Below are 20,313 nucleotides of genomic sequence, written 5' to 3'. Positions count from 1 at the left end.
CAACGAAGTCAGTGGCAGCAATCCCAGCTATTTAAAAGGCTATACCGAAGTGGCCGGTTCCCGGGCCGAAGTCATCATTGCCAATCCCAATGGGATTGTAGGCGATGGGTTTGGCTTTATCAATACCAGCCGGGCCGTGTTAACGACCGGTATCCCCGTATTTGGCGGCAACGGCAGCCTGGAAGCATTCCGGGTTTCCCGCGGTCAAATCAGCATCGAAGGAGCTGGGCTGAATGTCGCCGATATCGACCGGGTGGACCTCATCAGCCGTGCAGTTCAAGTGAACGCCGGTATCTGGGCAAATAATCTAAATGTAGTAACCGGGAATAACAAAGTCGACTACAACACATTGAATACGGAAAAAAATGCGCCGGAGGGCAATATGCCTTCCGTGTCGCTGGATGTAGGTCAGTTGGGTGGCATGTATGCCAATAAGATAAAGCTTGTCGGTACTGAACAAGGTGTCGGTGTTAATAACCAGGGCATTCTGTCCGCAAGCGGCGGGGAATTCATTCTTACCCAGAAGGGGAAAATCGTCAATACTGGCAGCGTGAGTTCCGCCGGTAATTTGCAAATAACAACCCATGATAATCTCCAAAATAGCGGAACGCTTTACTCGCAAACCAATACAACGGTCAGAGCGGCCGGAGTCAATAACAGCGGTATTCTCGCCTCTGCCCAAAACACGGCTATTGCTGCACAAACGATTGATACGAGCGGAGTGGTGGGAGCCGGTATCCAGTCTGGCGGTACGGTAGGCAATGGCGGTGACCTTACCTTGTCGGCTAGTGGAAGAGTGAATAGCAAAGGGAAGGCCCTGGCAGGCGGAAATCTGGCGGTAACTGGGGATGCAGTCGACCAAAGCGGTGCTGCTGTCTATGCCGGAAAATCCGGTTCTATTCGGGCAATAGGCGGTGATATTGATAATTCCGGGGCAACCTTGGAAACTGGTGAAGCACTTACACTTGAGGCTGCCGGTACAGTAAAGAATGATCAAGCTGTAGCGGGAACAGGCGGACAAATTACAGCCGGGCAGCTAACCGTTACGGCCGGGGCCATCTCCAATAAAGGCGGCAGTATCCTGCAGACCGGAACCAATGTGGCAAACTTAACCGCCGTCAATCATATCGATAATACCGGTGGCACGATGGCCGGTAATGGCGAAATGAATATAATGACCGGTGATCTTATCAATGAGGGAGGCAGCATTCAAGCTGTTTCTTCCGTCTCGGAACTCAATATTACCGTTCGTGGTACGGTAAATAATGAGAAAGGGATAATATCCTCCGGAAAGAAACTTTTGCTACTGGATCAAGCGGCAACGAGCAAAGCTCTTTCCATTGTGAATTCGGAGGGTACGCTTCTTGCCGGGCAGGATTTGAATATCGACGGAGCCGGTCTTAGCGGAACCGGAAAAATACTAAGTCAGGGCGACCTTAGTGTCAAACTGACCCAAGACTATGCGCATACCGGCGAATTAAAAGCGAACGGCAATGTCCGGGTAGAAACGGCTGGGACCCTAACGAATCAGTCTACCCTGTTAGCCGGAGGAAACCTGGAGGTAGATGCCGGGGACCTAGTGAATCAGCCATCCGGTGAAATCAGCGGGAAAAATACGAGTGTTACGGCGTCAGGAACCTTAACGAACCGTGGGTTAATTGACGGTGAAGAAACGCTGGTTGCGGCCAGTGCACTGAATAATATGGGAACAGGCCGGATTTACGGCGATCATTTGGCGATTCAGGCTAATTCCCTTTACAATAGCGTGGTAGATGCGGCAGCGCCGGTAATTGCAGCCCGTAAACGGCTGGATATCGCAGCGCAAAATATCACCAACCGGGAGCATGCGAAAATCTTTAGCGGCGGCGATCTCTTCATAGGCGGCAGCTTGGATGCGGATCAACATGTTGACGGTCAGGCGACAACCGTAAATAACAATAGCGCTACGATTGAAGCACTTGGCAGCCTAAGTCTTGCAGCGCGTCAAATCAACAACACGAATGAACATTTCAGCACGCAGCTGGAGACGGTAAGCAGTGAACACATTATAGAATATCAAGGCAGCGGTTCTCCAAACCGGTACTTACCGGGAACCCCCGATGTATATATTTATGTAAACGAATCAGAGCATTTGCATACACCGGAAGGGAAGTTTACAAAGTGGAACCTATATGACTATACCCGCGTAACGCAAGAAACGAAAATTTTGACTTCTGATCCGGGGCAGATTTTATCCGGCGGCGCTATGCAAATTGATGCGGATATGGTAACGAATGATAAAAGCCGCATCGTTTCCGGTGGTGATTTCACCGGCAATATTGGCACACTCAATAACACGGAATTTGCTGGTGAACGAACGACGACTGATACGGGTACGGTTACTAACTATTGGCGGAAAAAGAGAGATGGCAAAGATACCACCGGCAAGAAAACAACAAGCTATACTCCGGCCGTAACGGCTCAGGCCATCACACTTACTCCCAGCGTCTATCAGGAGAATACGGCTCCAGGGGGAACAGGGACACAGGTCGGTGCTCATTTGGGCATTACCCAGGTCACTTCAGCGACAGGAAATACTGTGGTGCGAACAGGTGGAGTAAACACCACCATACCCAATAACAGCTTATACTATGTAGCTGCTAATTCGAGTGCACATTATCTGGTGGAGACCGATCCTCGCTTTGCCAATTACAGCACATGGCTGTCTTCCGATTATATGCTTAAATCTTTGGCATTTGATCCAAGTGCGATTGAAAAACGACTTGGCGACGGCTTCTATGAACAACAACTCATTCGTCAGCAAATTACCGATCTGACCGGCCAGCGTCGATTAGACGGTTATGCGAGTGACGAAGAACAATATAAAGCCTTAATGGATAACGCTGCGGTCTTTGCGAAAGAGTATCAACTGACAGTTGGTGTGGCTCTGACCGCAGAACAGATGGCCCTTCTTACAACCGATATTGTCTGGCTGGTCGATAAGGAAGTCACGCTTCCCGACGGACAGGTTACGCATGCTTTAATACCGCAGCTGTATGTGCGCAGTTTGAAAGACGGTGATCTTACAACCTCAGGCGCTCTCATCGCCGGCAGCAGCGTGCAGCTGGGACTGAGCGGCGATATCCAGAACAGCGGTACGATTTCCGGACGGAACGTGGTTGCCCTTACTGTGGAAGACATCCAGAATCTTGGTGGGAAGATAGAAGGTAAAACCGTTGACCTTAATGCCCGTAACGATATTAATATTATCGGTGGACGAATCGAAGCGGCAGACAGCTTAACAGTAACTGCCGGACGCGATCTCAATGTCGTTTCAACGACCAGTACACAGAATAATCAGCAAGGCAGCCGTATGAATATCGATCGTATTGCCGGTCTCTATGTTACAGGAGATAACGGCATCCTGCTGGCAAAGGCCGACAGGGATGTTAATCTGCTCGCAGCCGAAATAAAAAACAGCGGCGCGAAGGGAACCACAACCGTGAGTGCGGGGAATAATTTAAACCTCGGCACGGTCAGTGAAAGCGACAGCAATCATTTGATCTGGGACCGGAAAAATCAACGCAGCGACAGCAGTAAAACGGAAATCGGCACCTCGATTGCGACGCAGGGTAATATTGCGCTGAAAGCCGGCAAGGATGTAAATGCGCGGGCGGCCAGTGTGGACAGCAATCAGGGCACTATTGAAGTCACTGCCGGAAACGATGTAAACGTAACTGTCGGTGAAGCCAGCCGCAGTGTAGACGAAGCGCATCGGCACCAAGGAAAAAGCGGCGGCGGCAACAGTACAACAACGATTTCCCGCGATACCTATGCGGATAACACCGCGCTGGCCACCACTCTTTTCGGTAACAGTGTGACCATTCAATCCGGTCAGGATATCAACATCAAAGGCAGCAATCTGGTCGGAACAAATGACGTAACCCTGTCGGCTGACCGTAACGTATCCATTACGGCGGCGCAGGAAACCAGCCAGGAAGGACATATGGAGTATGAAAAAACCTCCGGGATTCTCGGTGGGGGCGGCTTAGGCTTTACCATCGGCACCAGAAGCGAGAAGACAACGCAAACTGACCAATCGGTGACTCAGACCGGCAGTACGGTAGGTTCTATCGGCGGCAATGTGAATATCACGGCTGGCAATACCATGGAAGGCAAGGGAACGACGATCGTCAGCGGCAAGGATATCAAGCTTACCGGTAAAGAGGTAACGCTGGATAACTCGGTGGATACCTATGACAGTCAATATAAGTATGAATTCAAACAAAGTGGCCTGTCCATATCGCTGGGCGGTCAGCTAGTTGACACGGCGACTGGCATTGTCAATAAAATTGAGCGGTCGAAAGAAGTAAAAGACGATCGCCTGCAAGACCTCTATATTGTTAAAGCGTATCAAGATCGGAAAGATATCAATAAAGAGGTCGTTAGCTACGAGAAATATAAAGATGCCTATAAACAAGCCTTGGCTAAGACTGAAGGCCAGAAACCGGTAAATCCGGACGATGCCAAAGCTTTAGACGCAGCTAAAAAGAACCTTAACAAAGAGATCGACAAACTGCTTTCGATCAATGTCAGCATTGGCAGCAGCAAAACGACAAAGAAACAAACGACCCAAACGGAAACCGTGAACTCATCCAAGGTAACGGCCGGCGGTGATGTCAATATTAAGGCCACCGAAGGCAATATCAACTTAACCGTTGCTGATATATCAGGCAAAGATGTTACTTTGGATGCCAAAGAAGATGTAAATATTGGGGCTGCGCAGAACATTGAGCAAAACACAAGCAAAACAAACTCTTCATCCTGGTCTTTGGGAGCAAGTTTTGGGCTTGGAACAGGCAGTTTTATGGGGGTTAACGGGTCAGCGCAATCCGGTAAAAGTAATGAAAATGGTACCACGGTAACGAATACGGGCAGCAATATCAATGCTAGTGATACCTTGACAATCCACTCCGGGGGAGATACCAATCTTATTGGGTCAAAAGTAAGCGGCGGCGAGGTCGATATTACAGCAGACGGAGATTTGAATCTTGTCAGTCTGCAGGACAGTGAAACCTACAAGGCAATCAGTAAGAATGCGGGGATAAATCTCAGCGGTGGTAAAACGGGAGGAACGAACGGTTCAGCCGGCAGCGGCAAAACGAATTCAACTTATACCAGCGTAACCGAGCAGGCGGGAATTTATGCCGGACAGGAAGGTTTTGATATTAATGTCGGCAAGAATACCGACCTGAAGGGTGCGGTCATTAGCAGCGAGGCTACGCCGGATAAGAATAAGATTAGTACCGATACGCTGACGTATTCGGATATTAAAAATAAGGCCGAGTACAGCGCTAGCAGTTCGGGGGTAAATTATAATAGTACTCTTAAGCCAGGTATGAAATTAGGAGATTTGGGTTTAACTCCTAATATGGGTGTAACTACAAGTGGAGATGCTGATAGTACAACACAATCTGCGATTTCACCAGGAACGATTGAAGTACGAAGCAATCCAAATCAGGATTTAAGCGGGTTAAGTCGCGATTCCAGTGGTGCATTAAATGCTTTAGGGAAGATATTTGATAAAAAGACAGTCCAGGAAAAACAGGAATTAGCGCAAGTCTTTGGGGAAGAAGCGTTTAAAGCCATTGGGGATTTGGCAAAAACGCAGAAGGAGAATGCTTCTAGGAGATACCTGAATGCTACTACTGATGAAGAAAGAGCTGCTGCGCTAGCAGATTTTAAGAGTTGGAGTGAAGGTGGAACCAATAAAATACTTCTTAGTAGTGTAGTTGGTGGACTCGCGTCTAGTCTTGGCGGTGATAGTTTTGCATCTGGTGCAGTAGGTGCGGGAACAACTCAAATTTTAATGAATGAATTGAAAAATATAAAAAATCCAGCATTACTACAATGGGCAAGTGCAATTGTAGGTGCAGCCGCAGCGAAAGTTGTTGGAGGTAATGTACAGACGGGAGCGTCTACTGCAGTCAGTGAAACCAAAAACAATTATTTGACGCACAGACAATTCGAGTTAATAACAGATTCAAAAGAACTGGAGCGTGTTGCTAAACGCCAGGATGTTCTTTTTGGAGCTGCCAGTGATGGAGGAGAAAATGCGAAAGATACTCCAGCATTTACCGACGCGGCTAGGGCTAACGATTCGTCATATTCTTCAGAGGTACAGTACGCTCTTAAAGGACGAGAAGCCATGCTGGAAGTAATTAACTCAGCGTATGTTGCAGGAGTAATTGATATTAACGACAGAAACATAGTTGCTGATCGTTTGAATGAAGAAGCCACTAAAATAAGAGAAAATGCAAATAATACTGGTGTACTTGATTGGATACTTAATAATGCATCAATACTTGTAAAAGATGTTTCAGCAGGAACAATTATAGATAATGCAATAAATCCAACTGTTTTGGCACCGGGAGATTTGAGTAGCGTAATATTAAGAAGTCTGGATAATCCTGAAGATTCATCCGCGATTGCCAGAATGATTCTTCTCCGTGAAAAAGAGAATACTATAAACATTGGTAGTCCGCCGACTTCATCTGGAGATAGTATTAGCGCAGTAACGACAGCTGTGGCAGCTTTATTCATATCAAAGGGGAAAAAGGGGCTTGGCAATGTTGGAAAGATAACATATTCAGTTGAAACAAAAATTGTTAAGCAGATGGAAAAACGGGGTTGGTCAAACGAGATGGTAGACGATGCAATAAATAACTCAGTACGTACCGTTAAAACAGTTGATACGAGGAATAACCCTTTGACTGGAACAAAAAATAATGACCCAGCGACAGCCTACTATAGCAAAGATGGCGGGTATGTGGTCCGTAACGATAGGACAGGGGATATAGTCCAGGTTAGTGACCGGAATGACCCTAACTGGGTAGCTCCTTGGGGAGAATAGGAGGAGATGCAGATGGTAGAAAAAATGTTAGAAGAAAAATTTGCTAATCTAGGCTATCTATCAAAAAGCAACGAATTATACTTACCTGTAGAGGTGGGATTAAAATTACTTGAGGAAGGGTATAGATTGGGAGTAGCAGTAATAGGTGTTGAGTTCTTTCACAGAAAAGATGGGAAAATTATGCCTGTGGAACCATTGAACGGAATTGATTGCAGTAACTTACTTAATAAATATTCTGATTGGAGAGACGTACTAAACAAATGCTATGATGCTGTAAAAGCCGTTTTAATTATGGAGAAAAAAAGAGACGATAACCAATGGTGCAATTTAACTTTTCTCAAAGAACAAGATTGGAATAAGTAGCTTGAGAATGACCTTGAATGCATAAGAATTTTAACACCTCCTTGCAAAGTTTCGCTAACTGATGGATATAATAGTAATGCCAAAGTTGGCTGCATAATCTAGATTCTGTAGTCAACCATTGAACTGTAATGGCTTTTGCGGACACCAAGAATGGCTGGTACAATAAAGCCAGGAGGTGTCCGACATGAAAGGTCAGCGATTCGATGCAGAGTTCAAAAAAGATATCGTTAAACTCTACCTAAGTGGAGCTCGTACCTGCCCCAGTTTAGCAGCGGAACTAGGAATTCACGAAAATACGGTCTATAAATGGATTCAACAATATAAAAGTGATCCAGAACATGCTTTTCCCGGATCAGGGAATCTCAAACCCGATGAGGATGAACTCCGTAAAGCGCAACGACGCATTAAGGAACTAGAGAATGAAGTCGCTATTTTAAAGCAAGCAGCGGTATACTTCGCCAAGAACAGCAAATAAGATATCAGTTTATCTACTCTTACCGCTCCCAATATGCTGTTAGCGATTTATGCCGCATTTTAAAGGTATCCAGAAGCGGATATTACGCCTGGGTGAAAGCCGGTTGCCCGAAAACCCATGATCGGGATGCTGTAGTAGTGGCTCATATTCATCAGATTGAACGAGAACATGATCACAATTACGGCGTTCAAAAGGTCTATGAAGAATTAAACGACAAAGGGATTATCATTGGACGCAGCAAAGTACAGCGAATCATGCATGCTCACAGCATCAAAGCCCAGATAAAAAGCAAATACAAACCTCAAACCACCAAAGCTGACCCGAATGAACAAGCCTTTGACAACCTGTTAAATCAAAACTTTGAGGTGCAAGAAATAAACAGAGTGTGGCTGGCTGACATCACCTATATCCGAGTGGGCGGACAGTGGTGTTATTTAGCTTGTATCTTATGTCAATGGCAATTAAAAATTGACCCTTTGTGGCAAACGAAAAGTGACCCCCAGAAATCAATTCTCAAGTAACACGTCTGCTGCATCACCGCCATCACCGCCATCTTGACCAAGGTTGCGCCGAAGCAAGCCAGCCCGTTGCTTTTCCTTCAGTCGATAGGACTCACCTTTGATATTAATAACCGTGCTGTGATGTAGCAAGCGGTCAAGAATAGCGGTCGCTATGTTCGTGTCACCGAAGATCTCTCCCCATTGTCCAAATCCACGATTACTGAGGATCACGATGGAGCCTCGTTCATACCGACGGGATATGAGTTGAAATAATAGATGGGCACCATGCACATCCACTGGGACGTAACCAATTTCATCAATAATCAGTAGCTTGGGAGTACAATAGGTTTTTAGCTTTTCTTCCAACCGGTTTTCAGCGTAAGCCCGATTCAGATTCGCAACTAAAGCGGCCGCCGAAATAAACAAGGTGCGATAGCGCCTGTGAATCGCTTTGAGCCCCAATGCTACAGAAAGATGCGTTTTCCCTGTTCCTGGAGGACCCAGAAATACTACATTTTCCGATCTCTCGATAAAAAGACAAGTGGCCAACTCTCGGATGACTTTGCTTTCAATGGACGGTTGAAATGTAAAATCAAAGCTCTCCATGGTCTTGATATAGGGCAGCTTGGCCAATGTTGTATTCATGGCGAGATGCTTTTCAAACTTCAAGGAAACTTCTTCTTCGAGCAGACGGTCCAGAAAGTCGCTGTAGCTCAAATCTTCCTTACTGGCTTCCTGCAAAAGGGCTTCCAGTCGTTGACCGGTTTTCGTCAGCTTTAGTTTCTTTAGATTTTCGCCGATCCGCATCAGTTGGGGATTATCCATGGAATCCACCTCCTACCAGCTGGTCATAGACACTCAGGCTACGGACTTGGACTTCTTGGGGAAACGGCAGCGATTTCGGCATAGGTGCGGCGAGCCTTGATAATGGTCCGGCTGCATAATCAGTTTGTGTTTTTCGCTCGTCTTTGGGTGTTCGGCAATCGATTGACCTTGATGATAAATCTGGATGTTACCGGATTGTTCTCGAATAGCAACGATTTGGCTGATGTACTTCCAGGGAACGGAATATCGGCTGGCTTCATAGGAAACCAGACAATCTGAAGCCACTTTGCGCATTTGGCAAACTTCTAGCACGTAACCGGGACGATGTTGATGTGGCTTTAATTCTTCTTTAGCAAAACGGCCGGCAGGCTGCTCGTGTATTGTGCCATGAATTCTAACATCGGCTACCGTACGAATCCAATGTTGCACTTGTTCATTCATGTCACAGAGGCTAGCAAAAGTCCGACCGGGAAGAAAAGACCGTTTGATATATTTGACGCCGGATTCTACTTTTCCCTTGGTTTGCGCACGATAAGGCCGGCAGAGCCGGGGACGGTATCCCCGCGACAGAAATCGTGGAAGGTAGGATTGAGCCGGGCTTCTTCAGTACCCCTATGCAGTACAATGGTGCGGGGATTGTCATACAAGATTTCTTCCGTAAGACCACCAAACCAGCGAAAAGCATTTTCATGGCAAGTAATCAGCGTTGGCAGTTTTTCATCCATGGTAAACTCTACGTATATAGAGCGAGAGTAACCTAGAACCAGAACAAAGATTTTAACTCGAATTTTTTCTGTACCTAGCGTGACCCAGGCACTGCCCCAGTCCATCCGGGCTTGATGACCGGGTGGAGTTTCAAAACGAATGCAAGCCGCTTGCGCTTGTTGAAAAGTACTCCGTAAAGGGCGAATCGCATTTTTTACCGTACTATATCCACCCGTATACATTTGTTCTTTCAATTCGCGAAACAGAATTGTAGCGTTAAAGTTGACTTCGGGTGCCCGTCTAGTTAAGAATGGCATGAATGCATCTAATAGTCCAGGTTTGTTGATTTTTCTAATGTATGGTTTCTGATGTTCCCTACGAACAACTTTACGAACTGTATTTTTGCTAATCCCGAATTCTCTGGCAATCTGTTTTATTGGTTTACCGGCTTTAGCCATAAGGCGAATCTCTGACCACTGGTCTTCTGAAAGCATTGTTGGTTCTCCCCCATGAAATAGATCATGGGTAGACCCTTTTGTTTCTTCCATCAGTTTCCCTCCTTTTTTGGGAGGGGGTCAGTTTTCATTTGCCCTATGGGGTCATTTTATCATTGGCGATGACACTTATGGCCGATTTGAAGAAGGTATATGCTGCCGTCGACGAGCAGACGGCGCTGTATCAGATGGACGCCTTCAATGAAAAATGGGGTGGAAAATATCCGTCGCCCTTTCCTGGCGGGCCAACTGGGCAAACCTGTCTACGTATTTCAAGTATCCACAGGAGGTCAGGACGCTCATTTACACCACCAACGCCATCGAAAACTTCAATAGGCAGCTCCGGAAGGTAACAAAATCCAAGTCAGTTTTTCCGACCGACGACAGCCTTTTGAAGATGCTTTACCTGGCCATGATTGACATCACGAAAAAGTGGACCGGTCGGAGAAAGGACTGGGGACAGATCCATTCCCAATTGGAAATTTTCTTTGCTGATAGGCTGCCGGATTAGCAAAAAACAGTCGCCAAGTTAAAGGTAAAATGAACGGTTAGACGACAGCCGCCCTTGACACATCGTCTGTTTACCGCTATGATGCGGCTAAGGCGGAATGCCGTATTCCGGCCTTCCGCCCCATAAAATATTTTTTGCCCTATTTTGCGCCAAATTTGAGTTTACACAGATTCCGGGATACACCCATAACCCCGTCCCCTTGACACACACTGAACGAGTAGCGATACTTCAAACAATACCAGCGCTACAATCACCTGATCCGGCGGCTTTGGCTGGCAGGGCTTTTTTTCATAAAATGTAACATTTTTGTAATAATTTTGTCACAATTTTAGATTATACTGAAAATAAGCTAATAACTCCTCTGATTCCCTCTGGCTTCGGCTGGAGGCTTTTCTTTTTTGTAACTATGAATCTCCTTACTGCATAAACTAACCTATCATACTATTTTATGAAGGCGGTGATAATCATATGCTTATATTTATTTATTTTATACTATTTTGCGGTATTGCTACGATGGGAGCACTATCGTATAAATTTCTTAAGATGCCGTAATAATACCTCTAACTTCGGTTAGGGGTATTTTATTTTGCCTAATTAGTTTTCCCCGAAGCTACCGGGCTTTTTTATTAATAATGCTTGTAATATTTTTGCTATAATTCCATTATGACCTAAATATAGTAAGTTTTTCGAATTTGGATTTGCCTTTACCTATTACTTATATTTCTATTTCAATATTCTTCCAAATGCAAGGTGTTCATAAATTCTTCAATCTTTTTATAGTGATTTTCATCTTCCGACGCAAATATAAGGTCATAATTATCATTGACTATAAGCATTATAACTTCATCATCCTGCTTACCATAAAAACTAATTTTCATCCATTGTTGCAATTCATAAGGTTTCTTTGGAAACTTATCTCGTATTTGTTCTGCCTGTTCTTCTGTAATCATAAATATATCTTCGCTTGCATAGGATAATCCCCAACTCGCCGCTTGAAACAAAGCCATTGCATTAAGAAATTCTGTTAATGTATTGTTTTCAAGGCAAAAATCACCGTCAAAATTTTTACAATAAACTGATGGATTATCCTTAATTAAATCCTCTTTCTTAATTCCCCATTCCGCACAGTTTTGGTTTTCAATATAAAATACCAAATAATCTCCTTCGTCGATTAATTCATTGGGTTCACGAAGAAAGTTTTGTGACCTGTTAATACCTTTATGTTTGCCTAACTCTTTATAATACTTTTTAAGAATTGTTGGGAGCGTTCCCCATTGTTTTACTGCCTCATCTATTTCATTATCGTCGAAACCAATATTTTCTGTTATATGAAATAGATTCCTAATAAATGTAAAGCTCATATGTAATTATTCACTTCCTAAACAAATTCCTGTTTTTACTCATAAGGGTGGAGTTTGATTTCTGATTACAAAACCTACTCTATTATAGCATAAAACGAGTGCCCTCATTGTGAGCACTCGTTTTATGCTGACTGTCATTGCCCTAAGTGTCACCATAAGTTTAAACATTGTTGGTCAGATTAATAATTATTCCCTTAGCGCCTTTCTGGGCGCTTTTAATATGAGGGTTTCCACTATTTACCGTGTTGGAGCAGAAAAAGAAGTTCGGGGAGATTAATGGTATAAGCTGATACTAGGCCTAATACATTATAAGGAAAAGATATTTCTACTTCTCCAATGGCTGGCTAAGAGGTTTTTTGCGATTTGAATATTACTTTTATCGACATTTTCCGTAATGTTTTGAGTTTTGGAGGCCTGTGTGATGAAATATAAAAGTGAGAGGCTTTATTTCAAGGAATTCTCAAAGGATGAATTTGACTTGTTCTATTCAGTCTTTTCCAATGAACAAGTCATGAAGTATGCCCTGATAGATAAATATGAATCTGAAAAGGATATACTGCCATATTTTAACGAGGTATTAGAGAACAATACTACTTATATAAATCGAAAAGCTTTTGAATTTGCAATCTATTTAAGTTCAGATGATAGCTTTGTTGGTTTTGCAGGTATTGAAGTACACAGTAAAAATACTCTTGGTGGTTGTGGAGAGATTGGCTACTTTCTATTACCCATGTTTTGGGGTAATGGTTATGCGACTGAGATTGCAAAAATGCTTATTGGCATATGTTTCAAACATATCAATTTGCATCGAGTATCTGCTAGGTGCAATTCAAACAACCTTCAATCAGAAAGGGTAATGAAAAAAATTGGTATGGTTAAGGAAGGAGAGCTTAGAAAGGTTAGGTTCAAAAATAATCAGTGGGAAAATGAGAAACACTATAGTATTCTTATTGAAGAATGGGAAAAGACTCACTTATCATGCGGTAAAACATAAATCTTATTTGTCGACTAGACAATTCGTTTATTATTTCAATGAAACAATGTTTATAGTACTCTTGATTCCTATTAAAAATCATCCAGGAAGAATTGAAATCCCGGTGGCCGGGATTATTTTTATAAATGTCAATCAATTGTTTGTTCTGCCAATGAACTTGTTTTTAGAAATAGATAGGCGGCAGAGGACCACCAACCATAGTTTGCCCATTGGATTCTGAAAGTATAGGGTTAGTAATAGCTTAAATATCAAAGACATTACCGTTTTAGCCACTATAAAAACTCTCCGTTTTGGTCGGATGGTTAAGCGTGTATTGATGTCACTTATCCAAGAAATAATATATCAGAACTTTGTTGCCGCGTCAACAAAGTTCTGATATATTATTTTTGTTGCTGTGTCAACAAAAGGGGGGAATTATTGTATGAACCAGGCCATACAAATCCTTGATTTACTCATAAAAATCCAAGAAAGCTCTGATATATTCCCTCATGAAAGTGAGACAATATTTGATGGCATTAACCTGCTAGAAGTTCATTGTATTGATCGAATTGGCACAATTGATTATGCAAATGTTACGAAAATAGCAAAAGAGATGGGGCTTACACGAGGGAGTATTAGTAAAATCTGCAAAAGGATGTTGGGTAAAGGATTAATCGAGAGTTACCAACGCTCTGATAATCGCAAAGAAGTTTACTATCGGCTTACTGAGGATGGGCAACGGGTATATAACGAACATAAAAAGATCCATAGTCAAGCCAGACAAGAGGAATTGTTTTTGTTGAATACTTTTAGCGAATCTGAACAAGCTATTATATTTCGTTTTCTTAGCGGTATTTTTGAATTGCATAATTAAGATGATGGTTGAAGGAAAGAAATTGCGAAATCGACATAAAAGTTGGTATACTGATAAATGCTATTTTGTTGCCATGAGGCAAATGAAAGAAGTGAAATCAATGATTGAAAAAGAGTGTTATCCTTATATTGCTTTTTTCTGTAGGTCTGATTTTATTTTGTGGAGGAGAATAGCATGTTCAAAACTACAGTAGTAAGAGATGGTTATAAATTTATTGGCAGTGCCCTGTTTTTGGCAATTTTAGCATATCATTTTTATGGATATTCTATGGCAATTATACCAAGTGTGTTCGCTGGTTATTTTACGTATTTTTTTCGTAATCCTAAACGTGAAGTGCCACAGGGTGAGAATGTCATTATTTCACCAGCGGATGGAACAGTAAAGAATATTGAATATGTACCTTATGATGAATTTATTGGAGGAGCAGGTAATAAAATTATTATTTTTATGTCTATTTTTGATGTACATATTAATCGCAGCCCAATAGATGGTCAGGTAAAATATGAACAGTATATATGTGGGCGGTTCCGTCCTGCTTATAAAGATGGTGTAGGGTGTGAAAATGAACGGCATATGATAGGCATTGAAGCAGAAAATTTGAAAATAGTAGTTACACAAATAGCTGGTATATTAGCGAAAAGAATTGTATCATGGGTCACAATTGGTGATGAAGTAAGCAAAGGGGAATTATTTGGTATGATAAAATTTGGCTCATGTGTAGAAGTGACTCTACCGGAAAATGTAAATATATGTTTAAAAAAAGGTGAAAAATTAAAAGGTGGGCTTTCTATCATTGGAAAGATAACGACATAATACAAATTTATTTGTCAAATCTGTCCCAATGAAATAATTCGGAGGGATGTATTTTATTTTTTACCAATAAAAAATCGCCGACCGTATTGGCAGGATGAAGAGGTGTAAGTTATGGATTTGGAAAGTAAAATAAAATATTGTACGGATTTGACTCCATCAGAGGTTCAATTTTCACAATATATTTTGACAAATCGTAGAAAAGTTATAGGCAGTGCGATGCAAGATATCATTAAAGATGCTTTTGTTTCTAAATCATTAGTGCATCGTTTTTGTAAGAAGCTTGGCTTAAGTGATCGATATTATTATTTGAAAAAAGAAATGTTACAGCACAGCCTCGATGAATTCAAAACGGGAGAGACACGGGCGGAGCAGGTAAAAGCCGTAGAACATGCCTTGTTTGAGCTGTATCGTGATACGAAGCTGCATGTAAAGCCGGAAGAACTGGAAAAGCGCGGCGGTGCTTACTATAGCGATGTTGCTTGTGAATGTATTAGTGCTATTTATAACAATAAACGTCAGCCAATGGTTGTAAGTACGGTGAACTGTGGCAGCATTCCCTGCCTACCGGAGGATACAATCGTTGAGGTGTCCAGCCTGATTTCCGCCAAGGGGGCTGAGCCACTAGCTTGGGGTGAGATGAAAGCGCATGAGCGCGGCTGGCTGCAGATGATGAAAGCGATGGAGGAATGCACTATTGAAGCGGCGATTAAGGGTGACTATGGCCTGGCCTATGAAGCGTTTAATCTTAATCCATTGGTAGAAAACGGCGCAGCTGCCGAACAAGTTTTAAATGAGCTTTTGGTAGCTCATGAAAAATATCTGCCGCAATTTGCGGATACGGTAGCTAAGCTCAAGGCGCAGGGTGTCCAGCCGCAGGATAAAACAGTACAAAAGTTACTGGCCGAAGGAAAATAATAAGGAAGGAGCTTGAGCAAAATGCGCTATATTTTAGAAAATGAAGCTATTCGGGCTTCGATTGACAGCTATGGGGCGGAGCTCCGCTCACTGGCTGGTATTAAATCAGGACGTGAATATCTCTGGCAGGCAGACCCTGCGTATTGGAATCGTACTTCCCCGGTGCTGTTTCCTTTTGTAGGGCGGCTGAAGAGAAATCAATACCAATATCAGGGAAAAACTTATCCGATGAGGCAGCATGGCTTTGCCCGGGATCAGGAATTCGCTGTTACGGCGCATTCGGCAGCTAAAATTGAATTTATGCTGCAGGATGATGAAGAGACACGCAAGGTTTATCCATTTCATTTTCAGCTGTTCATCAGCTATGAACTCGCAGGCAGCAAAATCATTGTACACTGGCGGGTGAGGAATACTGAAAAGGAGGTGATGCATTTTTCAATCGGCTCGCATCCAGCATTTTTATGTCCATTTACTGAGGAGGAAAAAACTTGCAGGCTACAGTTTGATCAGGGCGGTCCGTTAAGTTATCAGCAATTAGATGATAACTATCTTTGTAGGGAAGCATGTAATGATCTGCCGCTTCAAGATAAGATATGGTCTTTTGAAAAGAATGTTTTTGACCATGATGTACTGATTTTTCCGAATTATCAAATAAAACAGGTATCTATCTTAAAGAAAAATGGAAATCCATATTTGACTCTGGATTTCTATGCCCCTGTGGTAGGTATCTGGTCGCCGCCGAAAAAGGATGCACCGTTTATTTGCATTGAGCCATGGTTTGGACGTTGTGATTCTGCGGAGGAGGCACGCTGCCTGGAAGAGCGGGAGTTTAACAATGCACTCTCCGGAGGAGCCGAATTTAGCAGCTTATGGAATCCAGATTAGCGAATAATGTTTAATAGGAGGAATACAACATGAGCCGTATTACTGATGGGAAAGCCTTTGCTGTATTGCAGCAGATTGGCACAGCATTTTTTCTGCCGGTTTCCATTTTACCCGGAGCCGGATTACTTTTGGGCATAGGTGCATCTTTTACAAATCAGAACACAGTAAATGCGTATGGGTTATCCGGTTTATTGGGAACGGGGACGATACTCAATGGACTATTAATGATTATGTCACAGGTTGGTAGCACGATTTTTGGCAATTTACCAATCATCTTTGCTATGGCGGTAGCACTTGGCCTGGCGAAGCAGGAAAAAGCCGTAGCTGTTTTAACCGCTGGCCTCTCTTTTTTTGTCATGCATTCCACCATCGATACAATGCTGAAGATTACCGGACAGATTCTTCCAAATGGCAAGCTTGCCGATACGGTTATGGCTGGTGCCATTGCCAATGTCTGCGGTATAGATTCCTTGCAGATGGGGGTTTTTGGCGGTATTTTGACAGGTATGATCGTTGCTGTGCTGAATAATCGTTTTTATAAACAGCAGTTACCGGCGGTATTCTCCTTTTTTGCTGGAGTTCGTTTCGTCCCGCTCATTTCGATGTTTGTCTTTATCGGAGTAGGTATTATAGCTTTCTTTATATGGCCGACAATCCAAAAAGGGATTTTTGCTATTGGCAATCTGGTACTTACCACCAGTTATTTTGGTACATTTGTTTTCGGGTTCGTTGAACGCATCCTCATTCCGTTTGGTCTGCATCATGTCTTTTATATTCCGTTTTGGCAAACGGGCATGGGGGGAAGTGCTGTCATCGATGGTGTTCATGTTTTTGGTGCACAAAACATCTTCTTTGCGGAACTGGCTTCACCGAATACAACGAAGTTTAGTATAGATGCTTGTCGCTTTATGACAGGTAGGAATGTTTTTATGTCCATAAAGTATATTATTCTTTTTCAATGTTGCTTCGGTTAGCTTATCTTCAAATTGTTTATATGGGACATCAGTAAGCGTATATAAATTAACGCAATCGTTATAGGTATTTGATAATTCAATGGCTTCTTTATATAGTGTTGTTTCCTCTGCAAAGCAACTTCCGCCTATTAGCAGCAAGATGACTAATGTTTGTAGCAATATTCTTCGTAGCATTGAGATCTCCCTGTGATATACTTTGAATATATATGTCTTAGATGTTAAATAAGGAAACTCCTGCTAAATTTTGTATTAATTTGGCAGGAGCTTTATGTTTTATAAGCAAATTAACTATAACTATAAAGCGTCAAGAGGGTATGTAATGGTTAGGATCATTTGGAAGGGGCTTGGCTTTCTATTGATAATATGTACTGTGAGAGGAATGATTGCGATTTCATATAACATAAAACCTAGTTAAAGTCGCATATTTAGATGATTGAAATATTAGCAAGGAAAGAAGGGACAACATGGAATTAGTTTATTATACAACAGATGTTTTTACGGATAAGCGGTTTTGTGGTAATCAACTGGCTGTATTTCCCAATGCAGAAGGTCTTAGTTCTATAGAAATGCAAGCTATTGCTCGTGAGTTTAATTTTTCAGAGACGGTATTTGTTTTTCCTCCTAAAAATTGTGGTAACACTAAGCGGTTGAAGATCTTTACGCCGGAATCAGAAGTTCCCTTTGCTGGACATCCAACCATCGGGGCTGCATGTATATTGGCGGCCAGCAGTGATATTACGTTGAAAGGACAAGAGACTAAGATTGTTTTTGAAGAAGAAGTTGGCGATGTACCTGTTATGGTAAAAAGAGAAGGTGACCGGCTGTATGCACAACTTACAACTGCTAAAGAGCCGGAGTTCAAATCATGTACAGCCAACTTGGGTGATATTGCTGCAATCTTTTCGCTTTCGGAAGCCGATGTTGTTAAAGATTACCCTATTAAAGCAGTGAGTTGTGGGCTGCCTTTTCTTTTTGTTCCCGTTAAGTCCATACAAGAAATGCAACGAGTAAAAGTAAACCCATTAAAATGGAAAGAGTGCCTGAAGAATGAATGGGAACAACAAATTTATCTATTTACTGATGAGGCGATAAATGTAGATTGTCAGTTCCATGTCCGTATGTTTGCAGCTGACATAGGTTTTGGTGAAGATCCTGCCACTGGTTCTGCAGCGGCAGCTTTTGCCGGTTATCTTGGTCACTTGTCTACCTTTGCGGATGGACCTATTTGTTTGGCTATTGAACAAGGGCTGGAAATGGGACGCCCAAGTAAACTATTTGTCCGGGCGGAAAAAAATAATGGTGTAGTTAGCAAAATTCGAGTAGGGGGCTATAGCGTCCTTGTATCTCGAGGGGTATTGACAATATAAACTCTGGATTAGTCCGATGAAAATTAATCTGTAGTTTTTACCTTACCATTATTCCGATTATATTCTATGTAGAGATATAATTACCAATTTTAACTAGTTCGGGACGTTCCTTTTTTGACATAAAGTTGACGAAAAAGGAATGTCCCTATCTGTCAGAGTGTCAGGCATAGTTCTATTGTTAGTACATATCTGGATTGATTGGTTGTCATACTATATAAATACTAATAATAGGTGCCAACGGGAGTACGTTATGACGAGAAAGAAACTGCTCAATACCAAAAAGCTGTCAGTCGGCATGCCACGGGTTTTCTGTTCAGAGACTAGGTCCAGGCTAGCAGCACTGAAGAAAATGATCAAAAATGGTAATCAAGTCGTTGAAGATATGACAGCTTCGCTCAGAATGCTGCGTGAACCGGGAATGAACGCATTTCAGGTCTCCTCTATATTAAGAGAGAATGAAATGCATATCAAAAATATATTTGATAAATGTTCGGATTTAGTGATTAGGGAGTTTAAGATTGCCAATAATCCTGAGTATAGTGTCATACTGGCATATATGGATGGAATGGTAAAACAGGAGCTTATTGAAGAGGCGGTCATCAAAAAATTGATTAGTATACCGGCAGGCTATCCTTATCATCCTGCCAGTAAGGATTATGCACAGTATTTATTTGGAATCAGACCTGAGGATATGTACCAGGACATGAACAAGGTTGTAGATGCCATATTAAATAGCAACCTTGTATTGTTTATAGATGGAGTAAATACGGCGCTGACAATTAGTTTAAAAAATCCTCCTGGCAGGAATGTGGAAGAACCTACTACCGAAGTTTCTGTGCGGGGATCGAGAGAAGGATTTACCGAAACGCTAAGAACCAATACAGGTCTACTCAGAAAAAAAATTAAGAATGCAAATCTCAAAATGGAATCGTATGTTATTGGCAGACAGACCAAAACAGATATTGTTATTTGCTATCTTGCCAATATAGCCAGTGAACGGATCGTAAATGAGGTCAAGGAGAGAATCGCTAAGATTGATTTGGACGCTGTGCTGGATTCCAACTATATTGGAGAATACATCACCGATAGTACGCTGTTCTTGTTCCCCACTATTTTCCGTACGGAAAAACCCGATGTGGTGGCAGGGAAACTGCTGGAAGGCCGTATTGCCATTATCGTTGACGGGTCACCAGCTGTTTTGACTGTTCCTTGCCTTTTTGTGGAGTTTTTGCAGACCAGCGAAGATTATTATTTGCACATTATCCCTGCCACAATAAACCGCTGGCTTAGGTTTTTCTTATTCTTTTTAACTATTACGCTTCCCGGTGTGTACACAGCCCTCTTAACATTTCATCAGGAACTGATTCCGGATGCGTTTGTCCCTAT

At 42.6% G+C, this 20,313-nt stretch carries 17 protein-coding genes; 13 read left to right on the top strand and 4 right to left on the bottom strand.

The genetic code is table 11. The annotated features are described in order from the left end of the window. The 4 genes from P22_RS19425 to P22_RS19410 all read left to right on the top strand — a co-directional run. The coding region (locus tag P22_RS19425; protein ID WP_054261889.1) for a hemagglutinin repeat-containing protein at positions 1-6,892 on the top strand (6,892 nt) is incomplete at its 5' end. A gap of 12 nt (positions 6,893-6,904) precedes the next feature. Next, positions 6,905-7,255: a hypothetical protein gene (locus tag P22_RS19420; protein WP_054261888.1), complete on the top strand. Its 351-nt coding sequence runs from the start codon at positions 6,905-6,907 to the stop codon at positions 7,253-7,255. 184 nt (positions 7,256-7,439) lie between these two features. Beyond that, complete coding sequence (locus tag P22_RS19415) at positions 7,440-7,730, top strand: transposase (protein WP_054261887.1); 291 nt, start codon at positions 7,440-7,442, stop codon at positions 7,728-7,730. 92 nt (positions 7,731-7,822) lie between these two features. Next, positions 7,823-8,251 carry an IS3 family transposase gene (locus P22_RS19410; RefSeq protein WP_172675886.1) on the top strand — a complete coding sequence of 143 codons (429 nt, stop codon included), beginning with the start codon at positions 7,823-7,825 and terminating at the stop codon, positions 8,249-8,251. On the opposite strand, the gene istB is transcribed toward P22_RS19410, so the two are convergent. The 3 genes from istB to istA all read right to left on the bottom strand — a co-directional run bounded on the left by istB (position 8,237) and on the right by istA (position 10,308). Next, on the bottom strand, positions 8,237-9,055 hold the full coding sequence (gene istB, locus P22_RS19405; protein ID WP_054261885.1) for an IS21-like element helper ATPase IstB: 819 nt from the start codon (positions 9,053-9,055) through the stop codon (positions 8,237-8,239). The genes P22_RS19410 and istB overlap by 15 nt on opposite strands. Before the next feature lie 33 nt (positions 9,056-9,088). Then, on the bottom strand, positions 9,089-9,484 hold the full coding sequence (locus P22_RS20830; RefSeq protein WP_156319067.1) for a Mu transposase domain-containing protein: 396 nt from the start codon (positions 9,482-9,484) through the stop codon (positions 9,089-9,091). 77 nt (positions 9,485-9,561) lie between these two features. After that, positions 9,562-10,308, bottom strand: coding sequence for an IS21 family transposase (istA, locus tag P22_RS19400; RefSeq protein ID WP_054261884.1), 747 nt, complete (start codon positions 10,306-10,308; stop codon positions 9,562-9,564). 154 nt (positions 10,309-10,462) lie between these two features. On the opposite strand from istA, the gene P22_RS19395 reads away from it, so the two are divergent. Next, on the top strand, positions 10,463-10,765 hold the full coding sequence (locus P22_RS19395) for a transposase (RefSeq protein ID WP_054261883.1): 303 nt from the start codon (positions 10,463-10,465) through the stop codon (positions 10,763-10,765). A 728-nt stretch (positions 10,766-11,493) separates the two neighbouring features. Here P22_RS19395 and P22_RS19390 read toward each other — a convergent pair. Then, complete coding sequence (locus P22_RS19390; RefSeq protein ID WP_054261882.1) at positions 11,494-12,126, bottom strand: hypothetical protein; 633 nt, start codon at positions 12,124-12,126, stop codon at positions 11,494-11,496. A gap of 421 nt (positions 12,127-12,547) precedes the next feature. On the opposite strand from P22_RS19390, the gene P22_RS19385 reads away from it, so the two are divergent. From P22_RS19385 to P22_RS19350, 8 genes are all read left to right on the top strand, one after another. After that, positions 12,548-13,120 carry a GNAT family N-acetyltransferase gene (locus P22_RS19385; protein WP_054261881.1) on the top strand — a complete coding sequence of 191 codons (573 nt, stop codon included), beginning with the start codon at positions 12,548-12,550 and terminating at the stop codon, positions 13,118-13,120. Between the two features lie 421 nt (positions 13,121-13,541). Continuing rightward, positions 13,542-13,973 (top strand): MarR family transcriptional regulator, encoded by a 432-nt coding sequence (locus P22_RS19380; protein ID WP_054261880.1) that lies wholly within the window; start codon positions 13,542-13,544, stop codon positions 13,971-13,973. 174 nt (positions 13,974-14,147) lie between these two features. Continuing rightward, a complete protein-coding gene (locus P22_RS19375; protein WP_054261879.1) occupies positions 14,148-14,786 on the top strand; it encodes a phosphatidylserine decarboxylase in 639 nt (212 codons plus the stop codon). A 111-nt stretch (positions 14,787-14,897) separates the two neighbouring features. After that, the gene (locus P22_RS19370) at positions 14,898-15,701 is read left to right on the top strand and encodes a family 4 glycosyl hydrolase (protein ID WP_054261878.1); all 804 of its coding nucleotides are present in this window, start codon (positions 14,898-14,900) and stop codon (positions 15,699-15,701) included. Positions 15,702-15,722: 21 nt separating this feature from the next. Beyond that, positions 15,723-16,586: an aldose 1-epimerase family protein gene (locus tag P22_RS19365; RefSeq protein ID WP_069972874.1), complete on the top strand. Its 864-nt coding sequence runs from the start codon at positions 15,723-15,725 to the stop codon at positions 16,584-16,586. 29 nt (positions 16,587-16,615) lie between these two features. Further along, positions 16,616-17,560, top strand: coding sequence for a PTS transporter subunit EIIC (locus P22_RS19360; protein WP_054261877.1), 945 nt, complete (start codon positions 16,616-16,618; stop codon positions 17,558-17,560). 464 nt (positions 17,561-18,024) lie between these two features. Next, on the top strand, positions 18,025-18,927 hold the full coding sequence (locus P22_RS19355; protein WP_054261876.1) for a PhzF family phenazine biosynthesis protein: 903 nt from the start codon (positions 18,025-18,027) through the stop codon (positions 18,925-18,927). 250 nt (positions 18,928-19,177) lie between these two features. Then, positions 19,178-20,313 (top strand): spore germination protein (locus P22_RS19350; RefSeq protein ID WP_216598117.1); only part of this gene is annotated, 1,136 nt, incomplete at its 3' end.

The sequence above is a fragment of the Propionispora sp. 2/2-37 genome (assembly GCF_001298735.1).
Classification (GTDB): Bacteria; Bacillota; Negativicutes; order Propionisporales; family Propionisporaceae; genus Propionispora.
The sequence above is the reverse complement of the archived record's forward strand: the minus strand, read 5'-3'. Positions and strand labels throughout refer to the sequence as shown.

What these genes read in the sequence shown, in the direction of transcription:
- P22_RS19420 (WP_054261888.1), top strand. Translation starts at nt 6,905, where the DNA reads ATGGTAGAAAAAATGTTAGAAGAAAAATTTGCTAATCTAGGCTATCTA.
- P22_RS19415 (WP_054261887.1), top strand. Translation starts at nt 7,440, where the DNA reads ATGAAAGGTCAGCGATTCGATGCAGAGTTCAAAAAAGATATCGTTAAA.
- istB (WP_054261885.1), bottom strand. Translation starts at nt 9,055, where the DNA reads ATGGATAATCCCCAACTGATGCGGATCGGCGAAAATCTAAAGAAACTA.
- istA (WP_054261884.1), bottom strand. Translation starts at nt 10,308, where the DNA reads ATGGAAGAAACAAAAGGGTCTACCCATGATCTATTTCATGGGGGAGAA.
- P22_RS19395 (WP_054261883.1), top strand. Translation starts at nt 10,463, where the DNA reads ATGGGGTGGAAAATATCCGTCGCCCTTTCCTGGCGGGCCAACTGGGCA.
- P22_RS19390 (WP_054261882.1), bottom strand. Translation starts at nt 12,126, where the DNA reads ATGAGCTTTACATTTATTAGGAATCTATTTCATATAACAGAAAATATT.
- P22_RS19385 (WP_054261881.1), top strand. Translation starts at nt 12,548, where the DNA reads ATGAAATATAAAAGTGAGAGGCTTTATTTCAAGGAATTCTCAAAGGAT.
- P22_RS19380 (WP_054261880.1), top strand. Translation starts at nt 13,542, where the DNA reads ATGAACCAGGCCATACAAATCCTTGATTTACTCATAAAAATCCAAGAA.
- P22_RS19375 (WP_054261879.1), top strand. Translation starts at nt 14,148, where the DNA reads ATGTTCAAAACTACAGTAGTAAGAGATGGTTATAAATTTATTGGCAGT.
- P22_RS19370 (WP_054261878.1), top strand. Translation starts at nt 14,898, where the DNA reads ATGGATTTGGAAAGTAAAATAAAATATTGTACGGATTTGACTCCATCA.
- P22_RS19365 (WP_069972874.1), top strand. Translation starts at nt 15,723, where the DNA reads ATGCGCTATATTTTAGAAAATGAAGCTATTCGGGCTTCGATTGACAGC.
- P22_RS19360 (WP_054261877.1), top strand. Translation starts at nt 16,616, where the DNA reads ATGAGCCGTATTACTGATGGGAAAGCCTTTGCTGTATTGCAGCAGATT.
- P22_RS19355 (WP_054261876.1), top strand. Translation starts at nt 18,025, where the DNA reads ATGGAATTAGTTTATTATACAACAGATGTTTTTACGGATAAGCGGTTT.